The organism is Buttiauxella sp. (genome assembly GCF_049686335.1).
Lineage (GTDB): Bacteria > Pseudomonadota > Gammaproteobacteria > Enterobacterales > Enterobacteriaceae > Buttiauxella.
This window is the reverse complement of sequence record NZ_JBAVHX010000010.1, coordinates 146325-172318: the sequence shown is the minus strand read 5'-3', so window position 1 is coordinate 172318 and position 25994 is coordinate 146325. Positions and strand designations below refer to the sequence as shown.

The following is a 25994-nucleotide window of genomic DNA, read 5'->3' as shown; positions in this document are numbered from 1 at the left end:
ATGAATCTCTCCGCTACACTCATTCTTGCTTTTGGCATGTCGATGGATGCTTTTGCTGCATCAATCGGGAAAGGTGCCTCACTCCATAAACCTAAGTTTTCTGAAGCCTTACGTACCGGTCTCATCTTTGGCGCAATCGAAACACTCACCCCCCTTATCGGCTGGTGTCTGGGTCTTTTGGCAAGCCAGGTCGTCCTGGAATGGAACCATTGGGTCGCCTTTGTACTGTTGGTCTTTCTCGGAATAAGAATGATCTATGAAGGGATTCGCGGCGGCGATGAAAATGAAGAATCACCGAAGTTACAACGCCATGGGTTCTGGTTATTAGTCACGACCGCAATTGCCACCAGCCTTGACGCAATGGCCGTCGGCGTCGGCCTGGCCTTCCTGCAGGTCAATATTATCGAAACTGCGCTGGCGATTGGTTGCGCGACCATGATCATGTCTACAGCAGGTATGATGCTGGGCCGCTTTATTGGCCCATTGCTAGGAAAACGCGCCGAGATCCTCGGCGGCTTAGTATTGATTGGGATTGGTTGTCAGATCCTTTATAGCCATTTCAGCGCGTTAAGCTAAAACTTCGCGACGCCAGACACGCACCACAAAGTCAGTTTCGCACTCAAACGCCGTTTCCGCCGCTAAACTCTGCCACACTTCCGGCCGAGCGCGCCAGGCAAACGGCGTCATCTGCAACAACGCAACCACTTCACTTCCTTGCAATGTCATCGTCCAGCCAATACTTTGCACATCTTCTACAACAAAACCTGGTAACGCTTCAGATTCGCTGCTGTGAAGCATCACGTTGTCATAGATTTTGCCTTTAAGCTGCATCAAATGACGCGGGCCAGGCGTCGCGGTAATGACAATGCCACCCGATTTCACAACACGAGCCAGCTCTTCAGCTTTGCAGGGTGCGAAAATGCGTACGACAGCATCCAGACTGTTATCAGCAAATGGCAAACGGTGACTCGATGCCACACAGAATTGCACCTGCGGATAGCGTTTCGCAGCATAGCGGATAGCGACTTTGGCAACATCTAATCCCCATGTCGTGCCATTTTGATTAGCGACGTTCTGCGCAAAACCTGCGGTGTAATACCCTTCCCCGCAACCAATATCCAGCAAGGTAACCGGAGCGGCTTTCTCAAGTTGCTGACAAATCGCATCGCGCAACGGCTGGTAATGTCCGGCATCGAGAAAGGCTCTGCGTGCCTGCATCATTTCGCTGCTATCTCCGGGATCTTTAGAACGCTTATGCTGAACGGGCAGCAAATTCACATATCCTTCTTTCGCCTTATCGAACTGGTGACCTGTCGGGCAGAGAAAACTCCTCCCTTCGGCTGCAAGCGGCGCATGACAAAGCGGGCAAAGATAGGACATGGGAACTCCAGGCAATAATAAAGGGCGCAAGTGTAACGCTAAACGCCCTGTTTCGAAAAGCCACTAACCGGCGGAGTTATCTGGGACGGGTTTATTTAACACCATTAAGTTTGGATCACCATCTGGTAAACCATCAGGTTTGATATTTTCCAGACGCAAGACTTCGCCCATAATCTGGCTAAATACCGGAGCCGAAACCGCCCCACCATAATAAGCCCCATTTTCTGGATCGTTTATCACCACCACCAGCGCAAAGCGTGGGTTACTGGCGGGAGCTACGCCTGCGGTGTAAGCGATGTATTTATTGATGTACTTACCGTCATCGCCAATCTTCTTGGCCGTGCCGGTTTTAATCGCAACACGATATCCGCGCACTGCCGCTTTCACACCACCACCGCCCGGCAACGCAACGCTTTCCATCATATGTTCGACCTGATGAGCAATCGCCTCCGACATAACCCGTTGCCCCACAACAGGAGGATCAACACGAGTAATGGAGAGCGGTCTGGAAATACCGTAGCTGCCGATGGTTGCATAAACGTGAGCGAGTTGCAGCGGTGTGACCATCAAGCCATAGCCGAAGGAGAATGTTGCGCGATCCAACTCTCCCCAGAATTTACGATGTGGTAAAAATCCGCTGCTTTCGCCAGTCAGACCCAGAGCGGTGGGTGAACCAAAGCCAAAATTCTTGTAAGTATCCAGCAGTTTTTGGATAGGCATCGCCAGTGAAAGTCGTGATACGCCCGTATCGCTCGATTTTTGCAGGATCCCCGTCAGCGTCAGTTGCGGATAAAACCCGACATCACGAATGCGATGCCCGTCTATGGTATACGGATGGGTATCGACTACGCTGTCCGGTTGCACAATACCTTGTTGCAACGCGGTCATAACGACCATCGGTTTGACAGTTGAACCCGGTTCAAAAGTGTCACTGATAGCCCGATTTCGGAAATCGTCTAATGTAGCGCCATCACGGTTATTTGGGTTAAACGTTGGGCAACTAGCCATCGCCAGCACTTCACCGGTATTCACATCAAGAATCACCGCTGCTGCAGATTCGGCTTTATTCCATGAGACTGCGTTACTTAGCGCATCCTCAGTCACCGTTTGTAGACGTTCATCAATGCTTAACATCAGGTTATGCGCTGGGCTTGCCGGAGTTTCGGTGATGTTCTCAATGACGTGACCGTGACGGTCTTTACGGACTAATCGCTCCCCCGCCTTCCCCGTCAGCTGGCGATTGAAACTCTTTTCTATGCCCTCAATGCCCTGGTCATCAATATTGGTAAAACCAAGTAAGTTCGCCGCGACATGTCCTGCTGGATAAAAACGACGTGACTCCTCGCGCAATGAAATGCCCGGGAGTTTCAAACTCTCAATATATTGCGCTTGTTGCGGGTCGAGTTGACGGGCGAGGTAGATAAAGCGGTCGGAAGGATTACGGCGAATACGAGCAGCAATTTCATTGAGCGACATATTAAGCGTCGTCGCCAGTGCCTCCCAGCGGTCATTAACCTGCACACCGCCTTTTTCCATCACCGTTTTGGGATCAGCCCAGATAGCTTTTACCGGTACGCTGACTGCCAACGGGCGGCCGGTGCGGTCTTCAATCATCCCGCGCGGAACCACGATCGGTTCTTCACGTAGAGAACGCATGTCTTCTTGTTTAACCAGGCTCTCTGGCGAGATAATTTGCAGCCAGGCTACGCGTCCTAATAAAAACACCAGGCACATAAGAATTGCGATGCAAAGTAGAGCAAAACGCCACTGTATAAAGTTACCCGCGATTCCAGGGGCAATTTTTCTCACGTTCAATCCTTACCGACAACTAAGCGATTGAAAATTTAAACATAATGGTAGATTTAACCGGACAGGAACAGTGCTACAAGATGCGCTGCTTTGCTACAAAACATAACTGAGCGTGGCGTGCGGAAACATCTAGAAAAGTAGTGAACAGAATTCAAACATGAAAAAGCCCCGCCACAAGAGCGGGGCTTTCATCAGAATTTGGCGTTATTCGCGCCAGGTCTAATTCAACGGAATTAGATAGCAGTTACGTTAACTGCTGCTGGGCCTTTCTGGCCGTCCTGGATTTCGAACTCAACGTTCTGGCCTTCAGCCAGAGTTTTGAAGCCGTTACCCTGGATTGCAGAGAAGTGTACGAACACGTCTTTGCTGCCGTCAGCAGGAGTAATGAAACCAAAACCTTTAGACTCGTTGAACCACTTAACTTGACCTTTAATCTTTGCCATTTTGCAAAATTCCTTAGATTGTTTTCTTTGCCCGAAGGCATAACTTAGCTAAAACAGAGACATTACTGCATGAGGCACTAATATAAGGCTCGGCAGAGAAGCGGTATTCAACGTCAACGTGTTTACTCAGGACTTCTTTACTGAAAATGCCACACATAAACAGAACTGTACCTCGTTTAACCCAACGTGTTATCACATACAACGCAATCAATGGCAAGCCATTTTTCGGCATGTATCGATCTGTCGCACAAATTCTGAAACCCATATTGTTCACGCAAATGAAATGCACAAAATGTGCATAAAATTAACCATGAACAAATGTGATTCAGCGCCTTCATGAGATGAACGTAGATAACGTTTTTACCATAGCCCAAACCTATCTATTCGTCCAGACGAACTGCGAAAAAGTCGATATCATAGACATTATCTTTATGATTTTTTTAGCATAGCTATTCAAAAAACGAGCAATAGATCACGTCTGCGGGAAAAGTGAAATAGACGAATGAAATAGCGCGATGACCAAAATGAATAAAGCTTGAGCAGTAAGCTATTTATATTGCACCAAAATAATGAAAGTTTAATGACACCCTGCATCACAATGATGCAATAAAAACGTTTCGCTATATTAAGCATATAATATAACTGTTATTGGATGGTCCAAATATCCGCTTAACTTTCTGGATAATATTTAAACTATTATTTTGACCAGGGGCAAACTTTGACCAATACGAAGCGGTGTGAATAAGTGACGTTGATCATCTTTGCCATCCAGAGCTTCTAACAACTCTTGTGGCGGCATATCCAGTGACTCATCGGCCAGCTCAAAAACGCCCCAATGGATCGGTACCGTTAAAGGTTTATTCAACAGTTGCCAAAGCGCAACGGCCTGCTGCGGATCCATATGATGACTGCTCATAAACCAGCGTGGCGAATAGGCGCCAATCGGAATCATTGCGACATCCAGAGGGCCTCTGCTGAGTGCGATTTTCGCCAGGCTCGAGGTATAGCCGGTGTCACCACTAAACCAAATACGTAAACGCGCGGATTCGATTATCCATCCGCACCATAAACTGCGGTTGCGGTCCCAGAACGAACGCATGCTCCAGTGTTGTGCGGGCACGGCGCTGAATGTCATCCCCTGCCAGTTATGGCTCTGCCCCCAGTCCAGCTCTGTCACATGACGAATACCGCGACGGGTAAACCATCCCTTAAGCCCCAACGGGACAAAGAAATGCGTGTCAGGAAAACGGCGGGCAATCTGGCGCACGGTTGCGCTGTCCAGATGATCATAATGATTATGCGAAATCAGAACCGCATCAAGCTGATGCAATTCATTGATGCGTAATGGAGGAGGAGTTTTGCGTTGCGGGCCAGCAAAAGAGAGCGGTGAGGCTCGCCGGGATAAGACAGGATCAGTGAGTAAATATCGGCCATTGATGCGTAACAGCGAGGTTGCATGACCTAGCCACCAGACACGGTCATCGTGCCCTAAAAGTTCAGCTTTTTGCCACCACTGTTTAATGAAGGCTTCATAGCCGCCACCCGGTGGATGGGGCAATCCCTGTTCTTTCCGCTCCTTTCGCCAACGCTCAACATCGCCCGATTTCCGTAAGTGGGGTTCCAGATTACGAAAACCGTCTATTAGATGATGAGATTTTAGGGGATCAAACCAGGGATTCTTCCAACGCATGAGTCACTCCATAGCGACACAAACGTGCGTGTCAGGATTAACGTTCAGCCACCAGACGGATAAAATCGTCGTCCTGCGCGTCTTCTTGCTTAATCTCTTGCGGTGCTTCCTTCACAACTTCCGGCTCATTGGCTTCGCACAAACGGCGTAACAGCGCATTTTGTCGTTTCTGTTGATCCAACAACTCTTCAAGCAGTTCGATCTGCTCATTAGTACGGTTACTTGCGCGGTTCACAAAGAACCACATTACGAGGCCGATAACCAGCACCACCAGGGAAACTGTCAGGGACACGATATTCAACGCGCCAACACTTAATTCGTTCATCTTACCACCTCAGTAAAACGCGCTATTCTACACCTGCCGCGCCTTAAGGTAAGCATCATGCGGATAAAAAGAGTCTACCAGGGAATAAATTTATTAATTGTGCAGATACCGCTGAAAAATTGTACATCTTGATCGCACATCACGTTGACCATCTGAGTCCAGAGTAGCAAGCAGACGAAAAAAACCGCAACCAGGATGAACCATCTGTACTTTTTCACTACTTTCTCCACATTAAAAGTTCTTAATGATAAGTCTGGCATAAGTAACCTAAACCAGGCATCACTAAACGCATATATTCTTTCAGAATCATCATATTGATAGTTCATAGTTAGCCGCTACGCTTAGCACTGTAATAAAATCATAATTAGAGGTATCTATGCGTATTGTGATCCGCACTTTCCTGGTGATTGTGCTGCTGTGGATCGGCTTACTGCTCTCCGGGTATGGAGTATTGATTGGAAGCCAGCAAAATGCGGCGGGAATGGGGCTGCAATGTAAGTATCTCACTGCTCGAAATATCACCACTGCGCAATTCATTCATAGCGAGAGCGGTATTATCGGACTTAGCGATTGCCCTGTATTGCGTAAAAGTGACAATGTTATTGATAACGGATGATTGATAACGGGCAGTAGGGAAACGAGACAGTAGATTATCGAAGAGAATAAACGCCGCTATTAAGCGGCGTTTATTTTTTCATCAGAATGGATATTCGTGATAACCCATTTGCTCAGAAATAGTACGCGCGGCGTCGTGCAACATCGCAACATATTCATGAAGACGATCTTCGGAAAAACGTAGCGTCGGGAAGGAAATACTCAAGCCTGCAATCACCACACCAAAGCGGTCAAATACAGGAACGCCGATGCAGCGCAAGCCTTCTTCCTGTTCTTCGTTATCTTCGCCATAACCTTGCTGGCGAACAGTATCCAGAACGTCTAACAATTCGTCAGTGCTGGTAATGGTACGTTCAGTGCTGCGGGTATATTCCACATCAGCAAGAATTTCACGTACTTCTTCACGATCACGCCATGCCAGAAGCACTTTACCAATTGCCGTACTGTACAGCGGGTTACGACGTCCAATGCGCGAGTACATACGCAGGTTGTACATGGAGTCGATCTTATGGATATAGACAATGCTGTCTTCATCCAACGCACCCAGGTGGATAGTTTCTTTTGTCAGACGCGACAGTTCGCGCATCTGGATGTCAGCACTACGAATCAAATCAACATTTTGCAATGCACGCGCGCCAAGTTCGAACAACTTCAGCGTGAGCGAGTATTTCTCAGACTCCCCCTCCTGAGCAACATAACCCAGGGATTTCATTGTCTGTAAAAAGCGATAGACGGTGCTTTTTGACATCATTACGCGTTGCGATAATTCAGTAATACCAATTTCGCGTTCTTCGCCAAGCGCCTGTAAGATGCCAAAAACTTTCAGGACAGAAGAGACAGAATCAGGTTGTTTATCCAGATCTGCGATTGCCATTAACTCACCTCGATCGCATTTGTTTTATAAAAATCAGAACTGGTTTTTAGTATAAGTTGACTACCATGTCATCGCAATGAATCTATTCTATTTCGTTACAAATCTGCGACATATCCCCTAAATTTAATGCTATTATTATTTCTCCTCAAATATAGCCCCCATGAACTCATACTTTCCTATGGATAAAACCTTTGCTGATGGGCTGCCATTACCGCAGCGCTATGGTGCTATTTTAGCCATTGCGTTGGGGATTACTATGGCAGTGCTCGATGGCGTAATCGCAAACGTCGCCCTTCCTACCATTGCCCGAGAACTTAATGCCAGCCCGGCAGAATCCATCTGGATTGTGAACAGTTATCAAATTGCGATAATTGTTTCGTTACTTTCAATGTCATTCCTCGGTGATATTTTTGGCTATCGCCGCGTATATCAGTGCGGGCTGATTCTATTTTGTATGACATCCCTTTTTTGCGCTTTATCAGATTCTTTGCCGATGCTGACATTTGCCCGCGTATTGCAGGGTTTCGGCGGTGCGGCATTAATGAGCGTGAATACCGCACTGATTCGGCTTATTTATCCGCAAAAATACCTTGGCCGCGGCATGGGAATAAACTCGTTTATTGTTGCGGTGTCATCGGCGGCCGGCCCCACCATTGCCGCCGCTATTTTGTCCGTTGCGTCGTGGAAATGGCTATTTTTGATTAATGTGCCGATTGGTATCGTAGCGCTGTTACTGTCTGTGCGTTTCCTGCCACCGAACCAACAAAAATCCCAGGGTCAGCGCTTTGATATTCCAAGCGCCATCATGAATGCTTTAACCTTTGGCTTACTCATCTCGGCAATCAGTGGCTTTGCGCAGGGGCAGTCAGGCTGGCTTATCATTGCTGAACTGGTGGCCTTAGTCGTGATTGGCTACTTCTTTATTCGTCGCCAGTTGCAGCTCCCTTTCCCACTGCTTCCTGTGGACTTGTTACGCATCCCAGTGTTTTCGTTATCCATGGGAACCTCCGTCTGCTCCTTTGCCGCGCAGATGTTAGCGATGGTTTCGCTTCCCTTCTTCTTACAATCAGTCTTAGGGCGCAGTGAAGTGGAAACCGGGCTGCTTCTGACTCCGTGGCCCATAGCGACGATGATCATGGCCCCTATTGCCGGTCATCTCATAGAACGAGTACATGCAGGTTTATTGGGTGGGATTGGGCTGACGATTATGGCTTGCGGCCTGTTTGCTCTGGCACTCTTGCCACATAACCCTTCGGATATCGACATTATCTGGCGGATGCTATTGTGTGGCGCTGGTTTTGGCCTTTTCCAGTCACCGAATAACCACACGATTATTTCTTCTGCACCGCGTCATCGCAGCGGTGGTGCCAGCGGTATGTTGGGTACTGCGCGGTTATTGGGTCAGAGTTGTGGTGCAGCGCTGGTCGCATTGATGTTCAACCTCTTCTCCACTCACGGTACGCATGCCTCTTTGTTACTGGCTGGAAGTTTTGCGACTGTCGCTGCTATCGTGAGCAGTCTACGAATGTCCCAATCCCCTGCTTCGCGGGCATAAAAAAAGCGTGCCAGCGATGGCACGCTTTTTTATCACCACTCACGGTTACTTAAGATATTCGCCGTTACGCAATGCTTCGATACGTTTGTCCAGTGGTGGGTGAGTCATGAACAATTCGCTCATTGACTTCGCCTTACCATTGATACAAAACGCCATCATACTGCTAGCTTCTTGCGGTTCATAACTGGTTTTCAGACGCTGCAAGGCGGCAATCATTTTTTCACGACCGACCAATTTTGCAGAACCGGCATCAGCGTGGAATTCACGGTGACGTGAGAACCACATGGTGATAATGCTCGCCAGAATACCGAACACCAGTTCCAGTACTGTCGCAATCGCAAAATAGACAAACGGGTTGCCGTTATTGCTTTCACCTTCATCCCGATTACCTGACAGGAAGCCTGAGGCCACCTGCGCGATGATACGGGAAATAAAGATAACGAAGGTGTTCACCACGCCTTGAATCAGCGTCATTGTGACCATATCGCCGTTCGCGATATGGCTAATTTCGTGAGCAATAACGGCTTCAGCTTCGTCACGGCTCATGTTTTGCAACAGACCGGTACTCACCGCGACCAGTGAGGCATTACGGCGTGCACCCGTTGCAAAGGCGTTAATGTCCGGCGCATGGTAAACCGCCACCTGCGGCATGGCGATACCCGCCTGTTGCGACTGCTGACGAACCGTCTCCATCAGCCAGCGCTCAGTTTCGTTCCGTGGCTGTTCAATTACTTCCCCGCCTACTGAACGTAATGCCATCCATTTGGACATCAGTAAGGAGATGATTGAACCACCAAAGCCAAACAACACCGCCATGATCATCAGACCCTGTACGCTGCTCGACTGGATCCCCGTCAGGCTTAGCACTAGCCCGAAAACGACCATGACTGCAAGGTTGGTCAACAGGAAAAGCCCGATACGCATCATAATTTTCTTTTTACCTCGGTTAAAAATACGCATTCTGCGTTACCCCACATCGTAGGGGCAAGCTTGCTATTTTCAAGCATTCATCGTGGCCAAGTCGTTAATAATACATAACTTTACATTCACGAAGAGGTAGGTTTACGCGGCTTGATAGTGGTAAAAAAAACAGGCACAAAAATTTGTGCCTGTTGGGGAGTTACTTAGCAGGGGTCGGTTGCTCGGCCGGCTTATCTTGCTGCATTTTTGCAAGGTCCAGCGCGATATGAACCGTTTCGTCGAGATAAGGATCCGGTTCCTGATAATCCTTCGGTAAGTCGTCGAGTTTCTTCAACGGTGCTTTACCTTCTCGTTTGTAGCGATCGTTAATACGAGCCAGACGCGTCGCATCATCTTCCTGGTTTTCTTTCTCACGTTGAGCAAGATTCAGAGAGACGATATTGCGCTTCTCTTTCAGGGCATTGAAGCGAGCAATGTCCTTCATGATGTACTGGAACTCAGGATCAGCTGCAATTCGGTCCTGGTGCAGTTTAAGCAGTTGCGGTTCAAACGGCTTCAGATCACCGGATTTAACGTAAGTTGCGGAGTTAATGCTATCCCATGGAAGTGCATTATCTTCGAACTTCTCGCCAGTTTCCGTTTCTTCAGTACCGGTTGGCATCATGACATCTGGCGTCACACCTTTACGCTGAGTACTGCCGCCATTTATGCGGTAGAACTTCTGGATGGTGTATTGCACAGAGCCTAATGCAGGCCATTCAGGGCGCAGCATCTGGTCATAGATGCGGTTCAGTGAACGATATTGCTGAACGGTACCTTTACCGAAGGTCGGTTCCCCGACAATCAGCGCACGGCCATAATCTTGCATCGCTGCGGCGAAAATCTCAGATGCGGAAGCACTGAAACGGTCAACCATGACAACCAGCGGGCCTTTGTAATACACCACGCCATCGGTATCGCTGTCTTCACGCACTTTACCGTTGTTATCGCGGACCTGAACGACGGGGCCACCTGGAATAAACAAGCCAGAAAGTGACACGGCTTCGGTTAATGCACCGCCACCGTTAGAACGCAGATCGATGATCACGCTCTTCACATTCTGTTTTTCCATCTTCTGCAGCTGGACTTTGACGTCATCCGTCAAACCAACATAGAAGCCAGGAATATCCAGTACACCGACCTTGTCTTTACCGACCGTTTTAATGGTGAGTTTAACAGCACGATCTTCAAGACGAATACGTTCACGGGTTAACGTGACGATGCGTGTTTTAGTCCCTTTGCCTGCCGGTAAGACTTCGAGGCGAACTTTGCTGCCCTTTGGTCCTTTAATCAGCGCAACCACGTCATCAAGACGCCAGCCAATCACATCGACTATGGCTTTGCCGGTCTGGCCTACGCCAACAATTCGATCACCGACGGTAATCGCTTTGCTTTTTGCAGCCGGGCCACCCGCAACCATTGAGTTGATCACCGTATAGTCATCATCCATTTGCAGCACCGCACCAATTCCTTCCAGAGATAGACTCATTTCGGTATTGAATTGTTCGGTATTGCGTGGAGACAAATAGTTGGTATGCGGATCGATTTCGTGGGCGAACGCAGTCATTGCAAGAGAGAAAACATCTTCACTGTTGGACTGCGCCAGGCGACGAATCGCAAACTGGTAGCGCTTGGTCAGCGTTTCACGAATTTCCTGATCGGTTTTACCCGTCAGTTTTAAGCTCAATTCGTCAAACTTAACTTTGCTGTCCCACAGGGTGTTTAGCTCAGCAACGCTTGCAGGCCACGGCGATTTGCTGCGATCCACATTGAAAGTGTCGTTGCCGGTGAAATCCATCGGCTTTTCCAGCACCTTCAACGCGTATTGATAGCGTTCAAAACGACGTTTCTGGGCCAGATTGTAGAGATCGTAAAATACGTCCAGTTTGCCGGTGCGCAATTCATCGCCAATCTGTTTTTTCCGCGACACAAACTGTTCAACGTCGCTGGCAAGCAGCACGTTGTGGCTATAGTCGAGAAGATTGAGATAGCGATCGAAAATTTTAGCGGAAAAATTTTCATCCAGATCAAACTGACGATAATGCGAACGAGTGAAGCGCGAAGTGACTCGCTCACTCACCGTAGCATGCTGTGTCTCTTCCTTTAACTGCGGGATTTGAGAAGCCTGCGTTATATTTTCGACGGCCAGTGCGCTACCTGCAAGAAACAACAGACTAGCGACAGCCGTACGCTTAAAGAGTTTGTTCATGCCCGGGTCTGGCCTCCGTTTCAGAACTGCAAGTGTTCTGCGCGTACGATCATTGCCATACCAGAAGTCAGCTGTACACGGACGCCATCTTTGGTAATTTCCAGTACGGTGGCATCCATCGCGTTATTACCCGCTTTGACTTTGATTGCCTGACCCACCTGCAAAGCAGAAATGTCCGTAACCGGAGTGCGTTTTTCTTCACGCGGAGCCTGAGGAGCCGGTTTTTCTGCACGTGGTTTACGTTCTGTGGTCTCTGGACGACGTGGAGCAGGACGAGGCTTGCGATCACGACGAGGCTTATCAGCAACGGTTTCACCGTTAGCGATAGCGGCTTCGCGTTTTTTCGCTGCCTGTTCTGCACGCTGTGCCTGAACACGTGCTTTTGCTTCTTCAAGCTGCTTACGAGCATGCTCAACGTGCTGCTCATCGAGTTCACCACATGGGTTACCGTCGAGATCAACACGGGTCGCGCCGACTTTGATACCGTACAGGTAACGCCAGCTTGAAGTGTAAAGACGTAACGCGGAACGAAGTTGAGTTTTACTGAGGCTCATCTCCCCTTCAACGCGTGCGACTAAATCCTGGAAGATACCAATCTTCAGGGGGCGGGCTTCACCTTCAGCGCTAAAACACTGTGGGAAACGCTCTGCCAAAAAGGCGATGACTTCTTTGCTACTATTCAACTTAGGTTGATTTTCCATGAAATTTCCTGATTACAACGGAGTTGCCAACAATCCGCAGGCATGAACAGGCGACATTATAATGACGCTATCAGCAAATGCCACGTTATCCGTTGTTTATCATGCTATCGAGTGAAGAATTTTTTAAAATCCGTATCGGCAAGCGTCAGCGAAAGCTGCGTTACCAGTTGAGATAAGCCGAGTTGGTCTTCAGGTGTAAAGCGACCAAACTCAGTGCTATCAATGTCCAGAACCCCAATAAGCTCGCCGTTAACGCTTAACGGCAGAACGATTTCGGAGTTGCTGGCAGCGTCACAGGCGATGTGACCATCAAAAGCATGCACATCTTCAACGCGCTGAATGCTATTGGTGGATATCGCAGTACCACATACGCCTTTACCGACCGGAATACGCACGCAGGCGATTTTGCCCTGGAAGGGTCCCAAAACCAGCGTGTCGCCTTCCAGCAAATAGAATCCTGCCCAGTTCACACCTTCAAGACGTTCAAACAGCAATGCGCTGGTGTTTGCCAACGTTGCCAGAAAACTTGTTTCACCTGCCATTAACGCACTGAAATCGCGGTTCAGGTCCGCGTAAAATTGTTCTTTGTTCATTGATTAACCATAGTATGTTGTCTTACTTAACTGCATAGCATAGTAAAATAAGCATTAAATGCGATATGCCACAAGGTGTATCATTCCATGAATTAATATACGCTTAACGAATATTTATTTTCTCAATGAGATACCCCGATGCGCCAACGGTATTCCCTGCATACGATGACACATGAAAATACACGCTATTAGCCATGCTGTACCGCAGGCACGTTATCAGCGTTGCCCCGAATGCGATACACTTTTCTCGTTACCGTTGGTTAAATCGTCGCAGAGCGCGTATTGCCCGCGTTGCGACGCAAAAGTGTTCCATGGTCGCGATTGGTCACTCACACGTCTGGCGGCCATGGCGATGGCGATGTTGCTGCTGATGCCGGTGGCCTTTTCGGAGCCGCTGGTACGTATCTATTTGTTAGGCACGCGCATTGATGCCAACCTGTTCCAGGGTATCTGGCAAATGACCAGCCAGGGTGACCCACTTACGGCCGCCATGGTGATGTTTTGTGCCGTGGGAGCCCCCGCCACACTCATCGCCGGTATCGTCTATCTCTATTTCGGTAATATTCTTGGGATGAATTTACGCCCTGTTTTACTGATGCTGGAGAAGCTCAAAGAGTGGGTGATGCTGGATATTTATCTGGTCGCCATCGGCGTGGCCTGCATCAAAGTCAGAGAATTCGCCTACATACAGCCAGGCCTGGGTTTAGTGGCGTTTATCGCGCTTGTCGTGTTGAGTTTATTAACCCTGATTCACCTGAACGTCGAGCAACTCTGGTCGCGTTTTTACCCGCAGCGCCCTCCTCGTGCCTGGAATGCCCAACTGCGTGTGTGCCTCGGTTGTCATTTCACTGGCGTGCCGGATAAGCGCGGGCGTTGTCCACGTTGCCATGTGCCTTTAAGAGTCCGTCGTCGCCACAGCCTGCAAAAATCCTGGGCGGCGTTAATCGGCTCATTAATTTTCTTACTGCCAGCAAACTTTTTGCCGATTTCAATTCTTTACGTCAATGGATCACGCCAGGAAGATACTATCCTTTCAGGTATTATTTCGCTGGCCAGTAGCAATATTGCAGTCGCAGCCGTGGTTTTCATTGCCAGTATCCTGGTGCCCTTTACGAAAGTTATCGTGCTGATTTCGCTGTTGATCAGTATTCATTTCAAATGTGAACGAGGGCTTAGAACACGCATTGTCCTGCTACGCTTTATTACCTGGATTGGCCGCTGGTCTATCCTCGATCTCTTTGTTATTTCGCTTACGATGTCGCTGGTTAATCGCGATCAGTTACTGGCATTCACTATGGGACCAGCTGCGTTTTACTTTGGCGCGGCGGTTATTTTAACTATTCTTGCAGTCGAATGGCTGGATAGCCGACTACTTTGGGACGCACATGAGTCAGGAAATGCCCGCTTCACCGACTGAAGCGCGAATTAAAACTAAACGCCGAATTTCGCCCTTTTGGTTATTGCCAATTATCGCTTTGATGATTGCCGGTTGGCTCATCTGGTCGACATGGGAAGAACGCGGCACCACTGCGACCATTGATTTCATTTCTGCCGACGGCATTGTGCCCGGGCGAACCCCTGTGCGCTATCAAGGTGTGGAAGTGGGAACGGTGCAAAGTATCAGTCTCAGCAAAGACTTGCGCAAAATAGAAGTTAAGATCAGTGTCAAAAATGACATGAAAGATGCGTTACGCGATGACACTCAATTTTGGTTGGTGACACCCAAAGCCTCACTGGCTGGCGTTTCCGGTCTCGATGCGCTTGTCGGCGGTAACTATATCGGCATGATGCCGGGCAAAGGTAAACCGCAGGAGCACTTTACTGCGTTGGATACTCAGCCAAGATACCGCCTTAATAATGGCGAGCTGATGATTCATCTTCATGCGCCTGATCTCGGTTCGCTCAACAGTGGTTCGCTGGTCTATTTCCGTAAAATTCCGGTTGGACGCGTGTATGACTACACCATTAACAAAAATAATCAGGGCGTTACCATTGATGTATTGATTGACCGTCGATTCACTAAGCTTGTGAAAAAAGGCAGTCGATTCTGGAATGTGTCGGGTATGAAGGCCAATGTCAGCCTTTCCGGTGCTCAGGTCCAGTTAGAAAGCCTCGCAGCTTTGGTCAACGGCGCCATTGCCTTTGATTCCCCAGAGAACTCAGCTGAAGCCAAGGCAGAAGATGAATTCGGTCTTTATGAAGATCTGGCACACAGCCAACGAGGTGTCATTATCGGTCTGGATTTACCCAGCGGCAGTGGGTTAAAAGCAGGCTCGACGCCGCTCATGTATCAGGGGTTGGAAGTCGGAACGCTGACCAAGCTGACCCTCAATCCGGGTAGTACCGTGACTGGCGAGATGACCGTGGACCCGAGTGTCGTCAACCTGTTGCGCAGTGGCACGCGGATTGAGATGCGGAACCCGAAAATCTCCCTCAGCAATCCTAATCTCAGCAGCCTGTTAACCGGCAGCACCTTTGAGTTGGTGCCAGGCGAAGGTGATCCACAAGATCGCTTTGTGGTCTTCGCCAGCGATAAAACACCTCTACAACAGCCGGACGTCCTGACGCTCAACCTGACGGCACCTGAAAGTTACGGTATTGATGCGGGCCAGCCAATCATTCTTCATGGCGTGCAAGTTGGCCAGATTCTGGAGCGCACCCTCTCCTCCAAAGGTGTCAGCTTCTCGGCAGCCATTGAGCCTGAATATCGCAAACTGATTCAGGGCGACAGCAAGTTTGTCGTCAACAGCCGTTTGGATGTCAAAGTTGGTATCGATGGAATTGAGTTTTTGGGAGCCAGCGCCGGTGAATGGGTGAATGGCGGGGTCAGGATTATTCCAGGTAACAAAGGCGAGATGAAAAAGAGTTATCCGCTGTACGCCAACCTGGAAAAAGCCGTTGAAAATAGCCTGAGCGATTTGCCGACAACTACACTGACGCTGACCGCCGCCAGCCTGCCAGATATTCAGGCCGGTTCCGTGGTGCTGTACCGTAAGTTCCAGGTCGGTGAGATTATCAGTGTGCGTCCGCGCGCCAACAGTTTTGATATCGACGTCAATATTAAGCCGGAATACCGCAACCTGCTGACGGCTAACAGCGTGTTTTGGGCTGAAGGTGGCGCTCGCGTTCAACTTAACGGTAGCGGCCTGACCGTGCAGGCTTCTCCACTGTCTCGTGCGCTGAAAGGGGCTATTAGCTTTGACAACCTTAGCGGTGCCAGTGTCGGCATGAAAAAGGGTGACAAGCGCATGCTATATGCGTCTGAAACAGCTGCTCGCGCCGTCGGTAGCCAGATTACGCTGCACACTTTTGATGCCGGGAAACTGTCTGCGGGGATGCCGATCCGTTATCTGGGCATTGATATTGGACAGCTTGAGTCGCTGAACCTCACCCAATCACGTAGCGAAGTTGAAGCTAAAGCGGTGCTCTATCCTGAGTTTGTGGAGACATTTGCCCGCAGTGGAACACGCTTCTCAGTGGTGACACCGAAAATTTCATCTTCCGGCGTGGATAATCTCGACACCATTCTTCAGCCGTATATCAACGTGGAACCAGGGCGTGGCGCGCCTCGCCGTGACTTCGAGTTGCAGGAAACCTCAATCACTGACTCGCGTTACTCTGATGGTTTAAGCATTGTGCTGGAAGTGCCTGAGGCAGGCGCGTTAAGCATTGGTACGCCAGTTCTGTTCCGTGGCGTGGAAGTCGGTACGGTGACCGGTTTAACCCTCGGTACTCTGTCTGACCGCGTTATGGTCGGCCTGCGCATTAGTAAGCGCTTCCAACATCTGGTGCGCGACAGCTCAGTGTTCTGGCTTGCGTCAGGTTACAGCCTTGATTTTGGTCTGACTGGCGGCGTGGTTAAAACCGGCACCTTCAGCCAGTTTATCCGTGGCGGTATCGCATTCGCAACGCCGCCAGGCACACCACTGGCACCGAAAGCTCAAACCGGTAAACACTTCCTGCTCGAGGAAAGTGAACCGAAAGAGTGGCGTCAATGGGGTACTGCGCTGCCACGTTAACACCTGCGCCCCGGTGTCTCACCGGGGCGCTTGTGCTACACTGCGCCCTTCTCTTTATTCTGGACTTCCTTCGTGGCTCACTCTCAAAACGCCTTTCTCCCGCAAGCCTTTCTTGATGTTATTCGCGACGCACTCCCGGCAGACCAAACGCTCGACAGTTTTATTGAGTATTGCCAGCGCCCTCTGCGCCGCAGCCTGCGCATCAATACACTCAAGATTTCGGTCAGTAATTTTCTTGAACTTGTTGCACCCTACGACTGGCATCTGACGCCCGTACCATGGTGTGCAGAAGGGTTCTGGATTGAACGAGATGACGAAGAAAGCCTGCCTCTTGGTTCTACCGCTGAGCATTTGAGCGGCCTGTTTTATATTCAGGAAGCCAGCTCGATGTTGCCGGTTGCCGCCCTGTTTGCGGACGGTAATGAGCCGGAACGCATTATGGATGTTGCCGCCGCTCCCGGTTCCAAAACCACACAAATTGCCGCACGCATGGGTAATCGTGGCGCGATCCTTGCCAATGAATACTCCGCCAGTCGCGTGAAAGTGCTGCACGCCAATATCAGCCGTTGCGGAATTAGCAACGTGGCGCTGACCCATTTTGATGGCAGAGTGTTTGGTGCGGCACTACCGGAGTGTTTCGATGCCATTTTGCTCGATGCACCGTGTTCAGGTGAAGGTGTGGTGCGCAAAGACCCGGACGCGCTGCGTAACTGGACCCCGGAAAGCACCACCAGCATTGCCGATACACAGCGTGAACTGATCGCCAGCGCATTTCATGCACTCCGTCCCGGCGGTACACTGATTTACTCCACATGCACATTGAACCGCGAAGAAAACCAGCAGATTTGCCAGTGGTTGCTTGATGAGTGGCCTGATGCAGTTGAAATCGCACCGCTTAACGACCTGTTCCCGGAAGCGGGAAAAGCGATCACCGCTGAAGGTTACTTACATGTTTTCCCTCAGATTTATGATTGCGAAGGTTTCTTTGTTGCACGACTACGGAAAACGGCCTCGATCGACGCCCTTCCTGCGCCTGGGTACAAAGTCGGTAACTTCCCGTTCAGCCCTCTGTATGGCAAACAAGCCGCTGAAGTCACCGCCGCCGCCAAAAAATCAGGGATCAGCTGGCAAGATGACCAACAGCTCTGGCAGCGCGATAAAGAAATCTGGTTGTTCCCAAAAGAGATTGTTTCTTTATTCGGTAAAGTGCGTTTTTCACGCATTGGCTTGCGCCTGGCTGAACAGTACAACAAAGGATACCGCTGGCAGCACGAAGCCGTTATCGCGCTGGTGCCGGGTGATTCGCCGCTGGCGTTTGCGCTTACAGAGTTCGAAGCAGAGGAGTGGTATCACGGGCGCGACATTTATCCTGATGTGACACCGTCACTTAACGAAGTTGTCGTCACCTGGCAAGGCCAACCCCTTGGTCTGGCGAGAAAAGTAGGGTCACGGCTGAAAAATAGTTACCCCCGTGAGCTGGTTCGGGATGGAAAACTGTTCGCGAAAAAGTGCTAAAGCGCTAAAAATAGTCGCCAGGTGATTTGCAGTTTTTGAACGCTTGTCTACGCTCTACTATGGGAGGCCTCACTGGTCATACCACATGCACCCAGACCCAAAGGAGAGCGAGATGACGAAAACTAGCGTACGAATAGGCATCTTCGAGATTGATGATGCTGAATTACATGGCGAGCAACAAGGGGATCGCACGTTGAGTATCCCTTGCAAATCTGACCCGGACCTGTGCATGCAACTTGATGCCTGGGATGATGAAACCAGCATTCCCGCCGTGCTTGATGGCGAACATTCAGTCCTCTACCGTCAACATTACGACCAAAAATCTGATGCCTGGGTCATGCGTCTTGCATGATTCAAATGAACCCGTCGCTCAGACGGGTTAATTAATCGTCCTGAATTTCCCCCTATTCTCTGTCTTCCCCTACAATTAAGCCAAACGGGGCAACTCCGAGGCATGAATGTTTGCGTTAGTTTTATTTATTTGTTACCTGGACGGTGGGTGCGAAGATATTGTAGTGGACGTGTTTAATACCGAGCAACAATGCATGTCAGCGATGGATGACCAGCGAATACGCAATGGGGGATGCTTCCCGATTGAAGAGTTTATCGATGGCTTCTGGCGCCCGGCACATCAATACAGCGATTTGTAAGCGCCAAATCTAATAGTTACAATGTTTATCATAACTCTACGTTATGTATTGTTTTATGTGATACCCCACAGCGCTACCTTTCCCCTGCTGCCGTTTTTTTGAGCAACTGGCAGTAAGTTAGAGGTTTCATTATAAACCCTCACTTATTCTGGCCCTTCCTCTATTTTATGATGAAGGACCGTACGATGACAGATTCATCTATATCGGGAAAACACTCTAAAATCGTCTTTGGCATGCCCGTGGCACTTTTTTGGGGTTATATCGCTATTGGTATTTTCATGACTGGCGATGGAATTGAACTCGCCTTCCTTTCAAAATATATCATTAGCCTTGGATTTGATGTTTCACAAAGCGCGTTGGTATTCACTGTTTATGCCATCACGGCGGCTGTCAGTAGTTGGTTGGCGGGTGGGATCAGTGAAATTTATGGCCCACGTAAAACGATGATTGTCGGTGTCGTATGGTGGGTAATCTTTCACGTTCTTTTTGTGCAATTTGGCCTAACGGCACAAAACTATCCCCTGATGTTGGTTTTTTACGCTCTCCGTGGTTTTGCTTATCCTTTATTTTTCTACGCTTTTTACGTTCTTGTCGTACAGAAAACACCAGGACATCGATTGGCTTCTGCTACCGGGTGGATTTGGTCAATGTTCACCATTGGTTATGGCATCATTGCCTCATTCTTGCCCAGCGTAACCATCCCATTAATTGGTTTTATTGCCACCCTTTGGTCCTCTCTGATTTGGGTCATTCTGGGCGGACTAATGGCTATTTTCTGCATCAAAGACAATAATTCTGAGAATAAACAAAACATCCCGACGGCGGAAAAACTGAAGGAAATAAGTCGGGGAATTACACTTATTTTTGAAGATAAAAGTATCGGCCTTTCTTTGATTATTCGTATTTTATGTAACCTGGCATTATTTGGTTTTCCAATATTTATGCCTCTCCATTTCACCTCCCCAGAGTCAGGCTTTAGTGCTGAGCAATGGATGCGTATTTGGGGGATTTTCTTCCTTGTCCAACCCGTTACTAATGTATTTTGGGGGATTATTGGCGATCGCATTGGCTGGCTGTTCCAAATGCGTTGGATTGGCTTCTTCGGTTGCACACTGACTACATTACTATTTTATTTCACACCGGTTTACTTCCCCGGAAATATCACCATCGCAATGTGTTCTGCCCTGCTATTAGCATTCACAATTACCTCATTTGTCCCTATGGGCGCTATTTTCCCAATGCTGGCACCTAATCATAAAGGTGCGGCTATTTCCGTACAAAACCTTGGAGGTGGAATCGGTAACTTTATTGGCCCAGCTATCGCGACATTACTATTTAGCGCCTCTTTTGATATCAAAACCGTCGTGTTTGTTTACTCATCTTTATATTTTATCGGCGGAATAATCACCTGGTATATCAGGGATCCGCAGCCGCACAATAAAGCAGAAAACTTAAATCAGGAGAATTCATTATCATGAAAGAGAAAGAATTTTTTGCCCTTGAAGGTAAAGTTGCCATTGTCACGGGTGCTGCCGCAGGAATTGGTCTGGCGATTACCGAGCAATTATTAGCGTTGGGAAGCCAGGTTGTGATGCTGGACAGAAATCCGGATGTGATAAATATAGCTAAAAATTTATCACCGCACTGCGATGGTTATGTTGCCGACCTGACTGATATTGAAGCGTTTCCTGCACTAGTCGACTCATTTATAGCCAAACATAAACGTATTGATATTCTGGTCAATAACGCCGGCATTGGAATTCTTGAAGCAGCGGAAGATGTCAAAAAGGAGAGTTGGGATGCTACACTTTTGGTCAATCTGACAGCCCCCTTTTTTTTATCTCAGAATGTCGCCAACTTTATGATAAAGCAGAAGTATGGTCGGATAATCAACATTGCTTCACAGGCAAGTATCATCGCACTCGAAAACCACGCAGCTTATTGCACCAGCAAAGCCGGACTGGTCATTGCGTCGAAAGTGATGGCAGCTGAATGGGGTAAATATGGCATTACGGTAAATGCAATTTCTCCGACTGTGGTGGAAACCGAACTCGGAAAGCGCTACTGGAATGGGGAACGCGCCGAGCAGATGAAAGCGAAGATTCCAGTGGGTCGTTTTGCCGTACCCGAGGAGATTGCAGCGGCTGTGGCATGGCTTGTCAGCCAACACGCCGGCATTATTAGCGGCGAAAATATAATCATTGATGGCGGATACACCATCATTTAACGGCTGTTCACGTGTGCTGTCCCTGGGCAGCACACACTACTTACTGCACCTGTACCATGGTTAGCTTATTACCAAACACCGCCCCGGTATCAATGTAGTTTTGGTTGTAAAAATGACCAGCTTCTTTGAGCGGTGTATGTCCGAAATAGAATTCATCTGCCCCTTCAATATCCTCACCTCGTCCCTGCAAGTTTTTATTGAGCCGGTCGCGGCTCCAGACCAGCAAATGCTCATCGACAGGCTGATTCCAGCTGTAGTGTGTGGCAGGATAATCTGCATGTGCAATAACCAGAGTCTTGCCATGGGTATGCAACTCAATCACTAACGGCAATTCGCGGCAGTACAATAAAGCCTGTTGCACATTGTGTTGGCGTGGTTCGGGTAACTCCCGATACCAGTCGCCACCGTTCATCTGCCACAGCATCCCCTCGCCTTCATCCAGCGCCTCTAAAGCCATCGCTTCATGATTGCCCTTCACCGCTTTAAACCATTTGCTGCCCAGTAAAGCCAGACAACCGGGGCTGTTTGCTCCGCGATCGATAAGATCCCCCACCGAGATAACCAGATCCTGATGATAATCAAAATGCTGGAGCCTGAGCTGGCTGATAAACTCAGAAAGGCAGCCGTGTAAGTCCCCGACAATAAACACATGTCGCCAGTTCTCACCGTCAATTCTCTGATACATACTGACCCCACACTGATTATTTATCGTTCAATTATAAACCAGTGTGTGGCAATGGTTAGCGGGTCGGGCGAACGAACATTTTTACCTGTTTGTCGTGGTACTCAACGTAATGTTCAAACTGGAAGCCAAAACGTTCGGCGAGGTGAATGGAACGGTGATTGTCATCATCAATAATGCAGCAAACCGGTGTGGTAAATTCGCGGTCAGCCCAGTCTAAAATCACACTTAAAGCTTCCTTCGCATAGCCTTTACCGTGTGCGGCCGGGATCAGCGTCCATCCTGCTTCGGGGAATTCAAGTGCTGGAGTCAATTCACGACGTGCGTCCTGAAAACCAAAAGCGCCAACAAAACGCTCGCCTGCTTTTTCAAACACCGCCCAATATCCATATCTCAGAGCTTGCCAGTGGCCGATGTAACGTAACAAACGGCTCCATGTCATTTCCTGGCCTTGCGGCTGACCACCGCCGATAAACTTCACCATCTCAGGATCGGCCCAGCAAGCGGCAAGAGCGGGGAAATCATCCAGCGTAAAATGTCGCAGAATCAAATGTTCTGTTTCCAGACGCGGTGCTTCATGAACCATGCTCACTTCCTTCTAAGTTATTTAGGCGAATCATTTTTTTATAGATTCTGCCGCGATAACGCCAACGAAACAATAAGCGTAAGCAGTGGATTTTTTTCTACCGAAGGATACAAGAAATTTAGCAGGGGAAAAAATAGAAAAGGCTGCAAATCTGCAGCCTTTAGAGAGGTGATACGAGTTATCTGGTAAATTTGTTCGCTTCTTCAAGCGTTTCAATATGGTTTACACCTAAGAGTACGTGGCAACATGTGACGCCACTTACTCCACCAGCTTACTAACGAGGAACAGTTTCAAACTTTCTGGCACCTCCGTTTCACTCTGGAACTAGCACTAATCTAGCAGTCGGGAACATCAAAAAGTAACGGCAGATTCACAGTTTTGTCATTTTCTCGACAAAATGTCCCATTTTAACTTGCCCGGTTCAGACTTTGCCGCTCAAGCGCTCATGGAAATCGCTGCTGCGCAAATCCAGACCAACAATCTGGACTTCAGATTCATAACGTTGGTAGCGAGTTTCAATCGCATCAAGCACCGCGACGGTTGAGACATCCCAGATTTGTGCCTGAGATAAATCAATAATCACCTGTTGCGGGTCATCGGCATACTGAAAATGCTCGAACAAATCATTGCTACTGGCGAAAAACAACGGGCCTGTGACGGTATAACGAACCGATTTCCCATCGTCGGACACCAATCGTGTTGCCTTCACTACGTGAGCAATACGTCGGGCGAACAAAATCATCGCGAAGATAACGCCGCCGACCACACCCAGAGCGAGGTTCCCAGTCGCGACTGTGACGGCCACGGTTGTTACCATCACCAGAGTTTCAGGGACCGGTATTCTTTTCAACGTGGCAGGTTTCACGCTGTGCCAGTTTAGGGTTTTCACCGCCACAATCACCATGATGCCCGCCAGAACGACCATCGGGATCTTCGCCATCAACTCGCTCAGACCCGTGACTAACAGCAATAAAACCAGACCAGCAGCCAGGGTTGAGATTCGCGTGCGCCCTTTACCGAGCTCGACGTTAACCATTGTTTGGCCAATCATAGCGCAACCCGCGATCCCGCCGTAGAAACCGGCGAAAATATTCGATAGCCCCAATCCCCAACATTCCCGACGCTTGCTGGATGGCGTGTCAGTCAGATCGTCCACAAGCTTAGCGGTTAACAACGACTCCATTAAGCCGACAAACGCGATACTCAATGCACAAGGCCAGATTACCCGTAACGTATCCAGGTTTAACGGCACCAGTAATTCGGTTAAACCTGGCAAGCCTGCCGCCATTGGACCTGACTCACCCACCGTCGGCACGGAAAGACCCATACCGATGCAAAGTGCGGTAATCACAACGATCGCCACCAGCGGCGAAGGCACCATTTTGAACACCCGTGGCAGCAAGAGCACTATCCCCAGCGTCAGGGCAAACAGCCCCCAAACCAGCGGGTTATTCCCCCAAATATGCGGCATCTGGGCAAAGAAAATCAGAATGCCTAATGCGTTTACAAAACCGGTCATCACCGATAAAGGGATGTAACGCATCATCCGTGCAAGCCCACTGAGACCGAATAATATTTGAATCAACCCTGCCAACAATACCGCGGGGAAAATGTATTCCACACCATGCTGATGAACCATTGGGCCAATAACCAGGGCAACGGAACCAGCGGCGGCCGTCACCATTGCCGGGCGGCCTCCAAGAAACGACATCGATAAACACAGCACAATAGAAGCTACGAGGCTGACTTTTGGGTCAACGCCCGCGATGACAGAGAAAGAGATGATTTCCGGGACTAATGCCAGTGCCGTGACCACTCCCGCAAGGGATTCCCGGGCTAACAGGCGTGGACTGCGTAACACTGCCGCAAGGGAGTTATCCCGGCTATGGTTTTCAATTTGAGTGGTGGTCATAGTTTCGTCTTTGCAGGTTTATTGTTATTCGTTTGGCGCATTCAGGCCGGGCGTGATTGTACAGACTGGTTACTAAGGATGCTAATTAATGTGATGTTTTGTGTTTTGACGCGAGGAGACCCGCGTTACGATTATCTAAAATGTCGATTAATACCTATTATTCAGAAGCACTATAAGTAGGAACCCAGCATAAAAGCCCTTACAATACCGAAGGCCATTTTAACTTCCATAAAAACATTTTGTTGGCCGGTATAATTTTTGAGGAATATCTTTTGTTTAATTACTTAACTATTTGTAAATCGGCTGGTGTTTTTCTGTTGTCGACCATGATGATATTTTGTGGCAAAGCGTTCGCAGACCCCGTATTGAATAAAATACTCAGCACTCACAGCATCACCCTCGCATGGGTTGACAATACCCGGCCTATTTCCTGGCAACTGAATAATAAACCTTCAGGATTAGCTATAGATATCTGCCTTGATGTCGTGCAAAGCATAGAGCAACGCTACAACACTAAATTAAACGTTAAATGGATGAATATCCCAGCCGCCGCACGCTTTCAAGTCATATCCGACAATCATGCTGATATTCTGTGTGCTGTCGCTGCCAATTCAACGCAACGTAATAAAATAGTTAATTTTTCTATTCCGTGGTTTTATACCAAAATGAATTACCTGGCAAAAAAGTCAGCGCAAATTATGAATGAAGAATTGCTAAGCGGCCATACAGTCGGAGTAATCAGCGGTGGCTCTGCCGCATTAGCATTAGCAAAAATGAATGAAATTTATAATTACTCCATTTCTGTGAAGTTAGTTCGTAATTTTAATGAGGGATTTGATTTACTGGCTGATGGACATATTTCTGCATTTATTACAGATGACGTTATCATCCGCGGAAAATTGGCCGAGATGCCTGATAAAGAAGATTACCAGCTCAGTTCTGATGGTTTCGGTAATACGCTATCCTATGGTTTAGTCGTAGCCAAAAATGCAGATATAATGGAAGAGATCATCAACACCAATATTAAATCCATGTTCGCCTCAAAGCGATTTGAGGAGCTGTATAAAAAGTGGTTTATGTCGCCACTCACCTCTCCCGCAGATAACGTACAACTGCCAATGTCCGATCAACTTCTCAGTGATATGCATCGCTATCAAAACTGAGCATTGAGGGATCGTTATAAGGAAGCAGCCAGGATTTTGAGATGGATTACAGCGTAAGCCTCTGCATTCGATATCATTTTGGAAAG

26 protein-coding genes are annotated in these 25994 nt (G+C 48.7%); 11 read left to right on the top strand and 15 right to left on the bottom strand.

Annotation, left to right across the window (positions count from 1 at the left end):
* Positions 1 to 576 carry a manganese efflux pump MntP gene (gene mntP / locus WBL83_RS09490; RefSeq protein WP_424588910.1) on the top strand — a complete coding sequence of 192 codons (576 nt, stop codon included), beginning with the start codon at positions 1 to 3 and terminating at the stop codon, positions 574 to 576.
* Here mntP and rlmA read toward each other — a convergent pair.
* From rlmA to mgrB, 7 genes are all read right to left on the bottom strand, one after another.
* Positions 568 to 1380 (bottom strand): 23S rRNA (guanine(745)-N(1))-methyltransferase, encoded by an 813-nt coding sequence (gene rlmA, locus WBL83_RS09485; protein WP_424588909.1) that lies wholly within the window; start codon positions 1378 to 1380, stop codon positions 568 to 570. The two genes, mntP and rlmA, sit on opposite strands and share 9 nt — an antisense overlap.
* A 63-nt stretch (positions 1381 to 1443) precedes the next feature.
* A complete protein-coding gene (ftsI, locus tag WBL83_RS09480; RefSeq protein ID WP_424588908.1) occupies positions 1444 to 3189 on the bottom strand; it encodes a peptidoglycan glycosyltransferase FtsI in 1746 nt (581 codons plus the stop codon).
* Positions 3190 to 3422: 233 nt separating this feature from the next.
* Entirely contained in the window at positions 3423 to 3632 is a 210-nt protein-coding gene (gene cspE / locus WBL83_RS09475) for a transcription antiterminator/RNA stability regulator CspE (RefSeq protein WP_001062678.1), read from the bottom strand.
* A gap of 13 nt (positions 3633 to 3645) precedes the next feature.
* Positions 3646 to 3789, bottom strand: a complete 144-nt coding sequence (locus tag WBL83_RS09470) for a DUF2627 domain-containing protein (RefSeq protein ID WP_074388558.1) — start codon at positions 3787 to 3789, stop codon at positions 3646 to 3648.
* A 531-nt stretch (positions 3790 to 4320) separates the two neighbouring features.
* Entirely contained in the window at positions 4321 to 5322 is a 1002-nt protein-coding gene (locus WBL83_RS09465) for an MBL fold metallo-hydrolase (RefSeq protein ID WP_424588907.1), read from the bottom strand.
* Between the two features lie 37 nt (positions 5323 to 5359).
* Entirely contained in the window at positions 5360 to 5647 is a 288-nt protein-coding gene (locus WBL83_RS09460; protein ID WP_424588906.1) for a YebO family protein, read from the bottom strand.
* A 74-nt stretch (positions 5648 to 5721) separates the two neighbouring features.
* Positions 5722 to 5865, bottom strand: coding sequence for a PhoP/PhoQ regulator MgrB (gene mgrB, locus WBL83_RS09455; RefSeq protein ID WP_121815636.1), 144 nt, complete (start codon positions 5863 to 5865; stop codon positions 5722 to 5724).
* 158 nt (positions 5866 to 6023) lie between these two features.
* Between mgrB and WBL83_RS09450 the strand changes: the two genes are divergently transcribed.
* A complete protein-coding gene (locus tag WBL83_RS09450; protein ID WP_424588905.1) occupies positions 6024 to 6263 on the top strand; it encodes a YobH family protein in 240 nt (79 codons plus the stop codon).
* 81 nt (positions 6264 to 6344) lie between these two features.
* Here WBL83_RS09450 and kdgR read toward each other — a convergent pair whose 3' ends face one another.
* The gene (kdgR, locus tag WBL83_RS09445; protein WP_424588904.1) at positions 6345 to 7136 is read right to left on the bottom strand and encodes a DNA-binding transcriptional regulator KdgR; all 792 of its coding nucleotides are present in this window, start codon (positions 7134 to 7136) and stop codon (positions 6345 to 6347) included.
* Positions 7137 to 7314: 178 nt separating this feature from the next.
* Between kdgR and WBL83_RS09440 the strand changes: the two genes are divergently transcribed.
* Positions 7315 to 8691, top strand: a complete 1377-nt coding sequence (locus WBL83_RS09440) for an MFS transporter (protein ID WP_424588903.1) — start codon at positions 7315 to 7317, stop codon at positions 8689 to 8691.
* A gap of 45 nt (positions 8692 to 8736) precedes the next feature.
* On the opposite strand, the gene htpX is transcribed toward WBL83_RS09440, so the two are convergent.
* From htpX to WBL83_RS09420, 4 genes are all read right to left on the bottom strand, one after another.
* On the bottom strand, positions 8737 to 9618 hold the full coding sequence (htpX, locus tag WBL83_RS09435; protein WP_034496301.1) for a protease HtpX: 882 nt from the start codon (positions 9616 to 9618) through the stop codon (positions 8737 to 8739).
* Positions 9619 to 9811: 193 nt separating this feature from the next.
* A complete protein-coding gene (prc, locus tag WBL83_RS09430) occupies positions 9812 to 11860 on the bottom strand; it encodes a carboxy terminal-processing peptidase (RefSeq protein ID WP_424588902.1) in 2049 nt (682 codons plus the stop codon).
* A 20-nt stretch (positions 11861 to 11880) separates the two neighbouring features.
* Complete coding sequence (gene proQ / locus WBL83_RS09425) at positions 11881 to 12561, bottom strand: RNA chaperone ProQ (RefSeq protein WP_424588901.1); 681 nt, start codon at positions 12559 to 12561, stop codon at positions 11881 to 11883.
* A gap of 104 nt (positions 12562 to 12665) precedes the next feature.
* A complete protein-coding gene (locus WBL83_RS09420) occupies positions 12666 to 13154 on the bottom strand; it encodes a GAF domain-containing protein (RefSeq protein WP_424588900.1) in 489 nt (162 codons plus the stop codon).
* A 172-nt stretch (positions 13155 to 13326) separates the two neighbouring features.
* Between WBL83_RS09420 and yebS the strand changes: the two genes are divergently transcribed.
* The 7 genes from yebS (at position 13327) to WBL83_RS09385 (ending at position 21565) form a co-directional block, all read left to right on the top strand.
* Positions 13327 to 14571 carry a membrane integrity lipid transport subunit YebS gene (yebS, locus tag WBL83_RS09415; protein ID WP_424588899.1) on the top strand — a complete coding sequence of 415 codons (1245 nt, stop codon included), beginning with the start codon at positions 13327 to 13329 and terminating at the stop codon, positions 14569 to 14571.
* Complete coding sequence (locus WBL83_RS09410; protein ID WP_424588898.1) at positions 14540 to 17173, top strand: MlaD family protein; 2634 nt, start codon at positions 14540 to 14542, stop codon at positions 17171 to 17173. The genes yebS and WBL83_RS09410 overlap by 32 nt, the downstream gene beginning before the upstream one ends.
* A gap of 72 nt (positions 17174 to 17245) precedes the next feature.
* On the top strand, positions 17246 to 18688 hold the full coding sequence (gene rsmF, locus WBL83_RS09405; RefSeq protein ID WP_424588897.1) for a 16S rRNA (cytosine(1407)-C(5))-methyltransferase RsmF: 1443 nt from the start codon (positions 17246 to 17248) through the stop codon (positions 18686 to 18688).
* Between the two features lie 112 nt (positions 18689 to 18800).
* On the top strand, positions 18801 to 19040 hold the full coding sequence (locus WBL83_RS09400; RefSeq protein ID WP_034455162.1) for a YebV family protein: 240 nt from the start codon (positions 18801 to 18803) through the stop codon (positions 19038 to 19040).
* Between the two features lie 106 nt (positions 19041 to 19146).
* Positions 19147 to 19338, top strand: coding sequence for a YebW family protein (locus WBL83_RS09395; protein WP_424588896.1), 192 nt, complete (start codon positions 19147 to 19149; stop codon positions 19336 to 19338).
* Between the two features lie 185 nt (positions 19339 to 19523).
* On the top strand, positions 19524 to 20816 hold the full coding sequence (locus tag WBL83_RS09390; protein WP_424588895.1) for an MFS transporter: 1293 nt from the start codon (positions 19524 to 19526) through the stop codon (positions 20814 to 20816).
* Positions 20813 to 21565, top strand: a complete 753-nt coding sequence (locus tag WBL83_RS09385) for a GolD/DthD family dehydrogenase (RefSeq protein WP_424588894.1) — start codon at positions 20813 to 20815, stop codon at positions 21563 to 21565. The genes WBL83_RS09390 and WBL83_RS09385 overlap by 4 nt, the downstream gene beginning before the upstream one ends.
* Positions 21566 to 21605: 40 nt before the next feature.
* Here the strand turns inward: WBL83_RS09385 and WBL83_RS09380 are convergent, their stop codons facing one another.
* The 3 genes from WBL83_RS09380 to WBL83_RS09370 all read right to left on the bottom strand — a co-directional run bounded on the left by WBL83_RS09380 (position 21606) and on the right by WBL83_RS09370 (position 24745).
* Complete coding sequence (locus tag WBL83_RS09380) at positions 21606 to 22250, bottom strand: metallophosphoesterase (RefSeq protein WP_424588893.1); 645 nt, start codon at positions 22248 to 22250, stop codon at positions 21606 to 21608.
* 55 nt (positions 22251 to 22305) lie between these two features.
* Positions 22306 to 22833, bottom strand: coding sequence for a GNAT family N-acetyltransferase (locus tag WBL83_RS09375; protein WP_424588892.1), 528 nt, complete (start codon positions 22831 to 22833; stop codon positions 22306 to 22308).
* A gap of 421 nt (positions 22834 to 23254) precedes the next feature.
* Positions 23255 to 24745 (bottom strand): SulP family inorganic anion transporter, encoded by a 1491-nt coding sequence (locus WBL83_RS09370; protein ID WP_424588891.1) that lies wholly within the window; start codon positions 24743 to 24745, stop codon positions 23255 to 23257.
* 272 nt (positions 24746 to 25017) lie between these two features.
* Between WBL83_RS09370 and WBL83_RS09365 the strand changes: the two genes are divergently transcribed.
* The gene (locus WBL83_RS09365; protein ID WP_424588890.1) at positions 25018 to 25908 is read left to right on the top strand and encodes a transporter substrate-binding domain-containing protein; all 891 of its coding nucleotides are present in this window, start codon (positions 25018 to 25020) and stop codon (positions 25906 to 25908) included.
* Positions 25909 to 25994 lie beyond the last annotated feature (86 nt).

What these genes read in the sequence shown, in the direction of transcription:
- kdgR (WP_424588904.1), bottom strand. Translation starts at nt 7,136, where the DNA reads ATGGCAATCGCAGATCTGGATAAACAACCTGATTCTGTCTCTTCTGTC.
- yebS (WP_424588899.1), top strand. Translation starts at nt 13,327, where the DNA reads ATGAAAATACACGCTATTAGCCATGCTGTACCGCAGGCACGTTATCAG.
- proQ (WP_424588901.1), bottom strand. Translation starts at nt 12,561, where the DNA reads ATGGAAAATCAACCTAAGTTGAATAGTAGCAAAGAAGTCATCGCCTTT.
- WBL83_RS09440 (WP_424588903.1), top strand. Translation starts at nt 7,315, where the DNA reads ATGGATAAAACCTTTGCTGATGGGCTGCCATTACCGCAGCGCTATGGT.
- cspE (WP_001062678.1), bottom strand. Translation starts at nt 3,632, where the DNA reads ATGGCAAAGATTAAAGGTCAAGTTAAGTGGTTCAACGAGTCTAAAGGT.
- WBL83_RS09380 (WP_424588893.1), bottom strand. Translation starts at nt 22,250, where the DNA reads ATGTATCAGAGAATTGACGGTGAGAACTGGCGACATGTGTTTATTGTC.
- WBL83_RS09385 (WP_424588894.1), top strand. Translation starts at nt 20,813, where the DNA reads ATGAAAGAGAAAGAATTTTTTGCCCTTGAAGGTAAAGTTGCCATTGTC.
- WBL83_RS09370 (WP_424588891.1), bottom strand. Translation starts at nt 24,745, where the DNA reads ATGACCACCACTCAAATTGAAAACCATAGCCGGGATAACTCCCTTGCG.
- WBL83_RS09420 (WP_424588900.1), bottom strand. Translation starts at nt 13,154, where the DNA reads ATGAACAAAGAACAATTTTACGCGGACCTGAACCGCGATTTCAGTGCG.
- WBL83_RS09390 (WP_424588895.1), top strand. Translation starts at nt 19,524, where the DNA reads ATGACAGATTCATCTATATCGGGAAAACACTCTAAAATCGTCTTTGGC.
- rlmA (WP_424588909.1), bottom strand. Translation starts at nt 1,380, where the DNA reads ATGTCCTATCTTTGCCCGCTTTGTCATGCGCCGCTTGCAGCCGAAGGG.
- mntP (WP_424588910.1), top strand. Translation starts at nt 1, where the DNA reads ATGAATCTCTCCGCTACACTCATTCTTGCTTTTGGCATGTCGATGGAT.
- WBL83_RS09400 (WP_034455162.1), top strand. Translation starts at nt 18,801, where the DNA reads ATGACGAAAACTAGCGTACGAATAGGCATCTTCGAGATTGATGATGCT.
- prc (WP_424588902.1), bottom strand. Translation starts at nt 11,860, where the DNA reads ATGAACAAACTCTTTAAGCGTACGGCTGTCGCTAGTCTGTTGTTTCTT.
- WBL83_RS09470 (WP_074388558.1), bottom strand. Translation starts at nt 3,789, where the DNA reads ATGTGTGGCATTTTCAGTAAAGAAGTCCTGAGTAAACACGTTGACGTT.
- WBL83_RS09450 (WP_424588905.1), top strand. Translation starts at nt 6,024, where the DNA reads ATGCGTATTGTGATCCGCACTTTCCTGGTGATTGTGCTGCTGTGGATC.
- WBL83_RS09410 (WP_424588898.1), top strand. Translation starts at nt 14,540, where the DNA reads ATGAGTCAGGAAATGCCCGCTTCACCGACTGAAGCGCGAATTAAAACT.
- WBL83_RS09395 (WP_424588896.1), top strand. Translation starts at nt 19,147, where the DNA reads ATGTTTGCGTTAGTTTTATTTATTTGTTACCTGGACGGTGGGTGCGAA.
- WBL83_RS09375 (WP_424588892.1), bottom strand. Translation starts at nt 22,833, where the DNA reads ATGGTTCATGAAGCACCGCGTCTGGAAACAGAACATTTGATTCTGCGA.
- WBL83_RS09460 (WP_424588906.1), bottom strand. Translation starts at nt 5,647, where the DNA reads ATGAACGAATTAAGTGTTGGCGCGTTGAATATCGTGTCCCTGACAGTT.
- htpX (WP_034496301.1), bottom strand. Translation starts at nt 9,618, where the DNA reads ATGATGCGTATCGGGCTTTTCCTGTTGACCAACCTTGCAGTCATGGTC.
- WBL83_RS09465 (WP_424588907.1), bottom strand. Translation starts at nt 5,322, where the DNA reads ATGCGTTGGAAGAATCCCTGGTTTGATCCCCTAAAATCTCATCATCTA.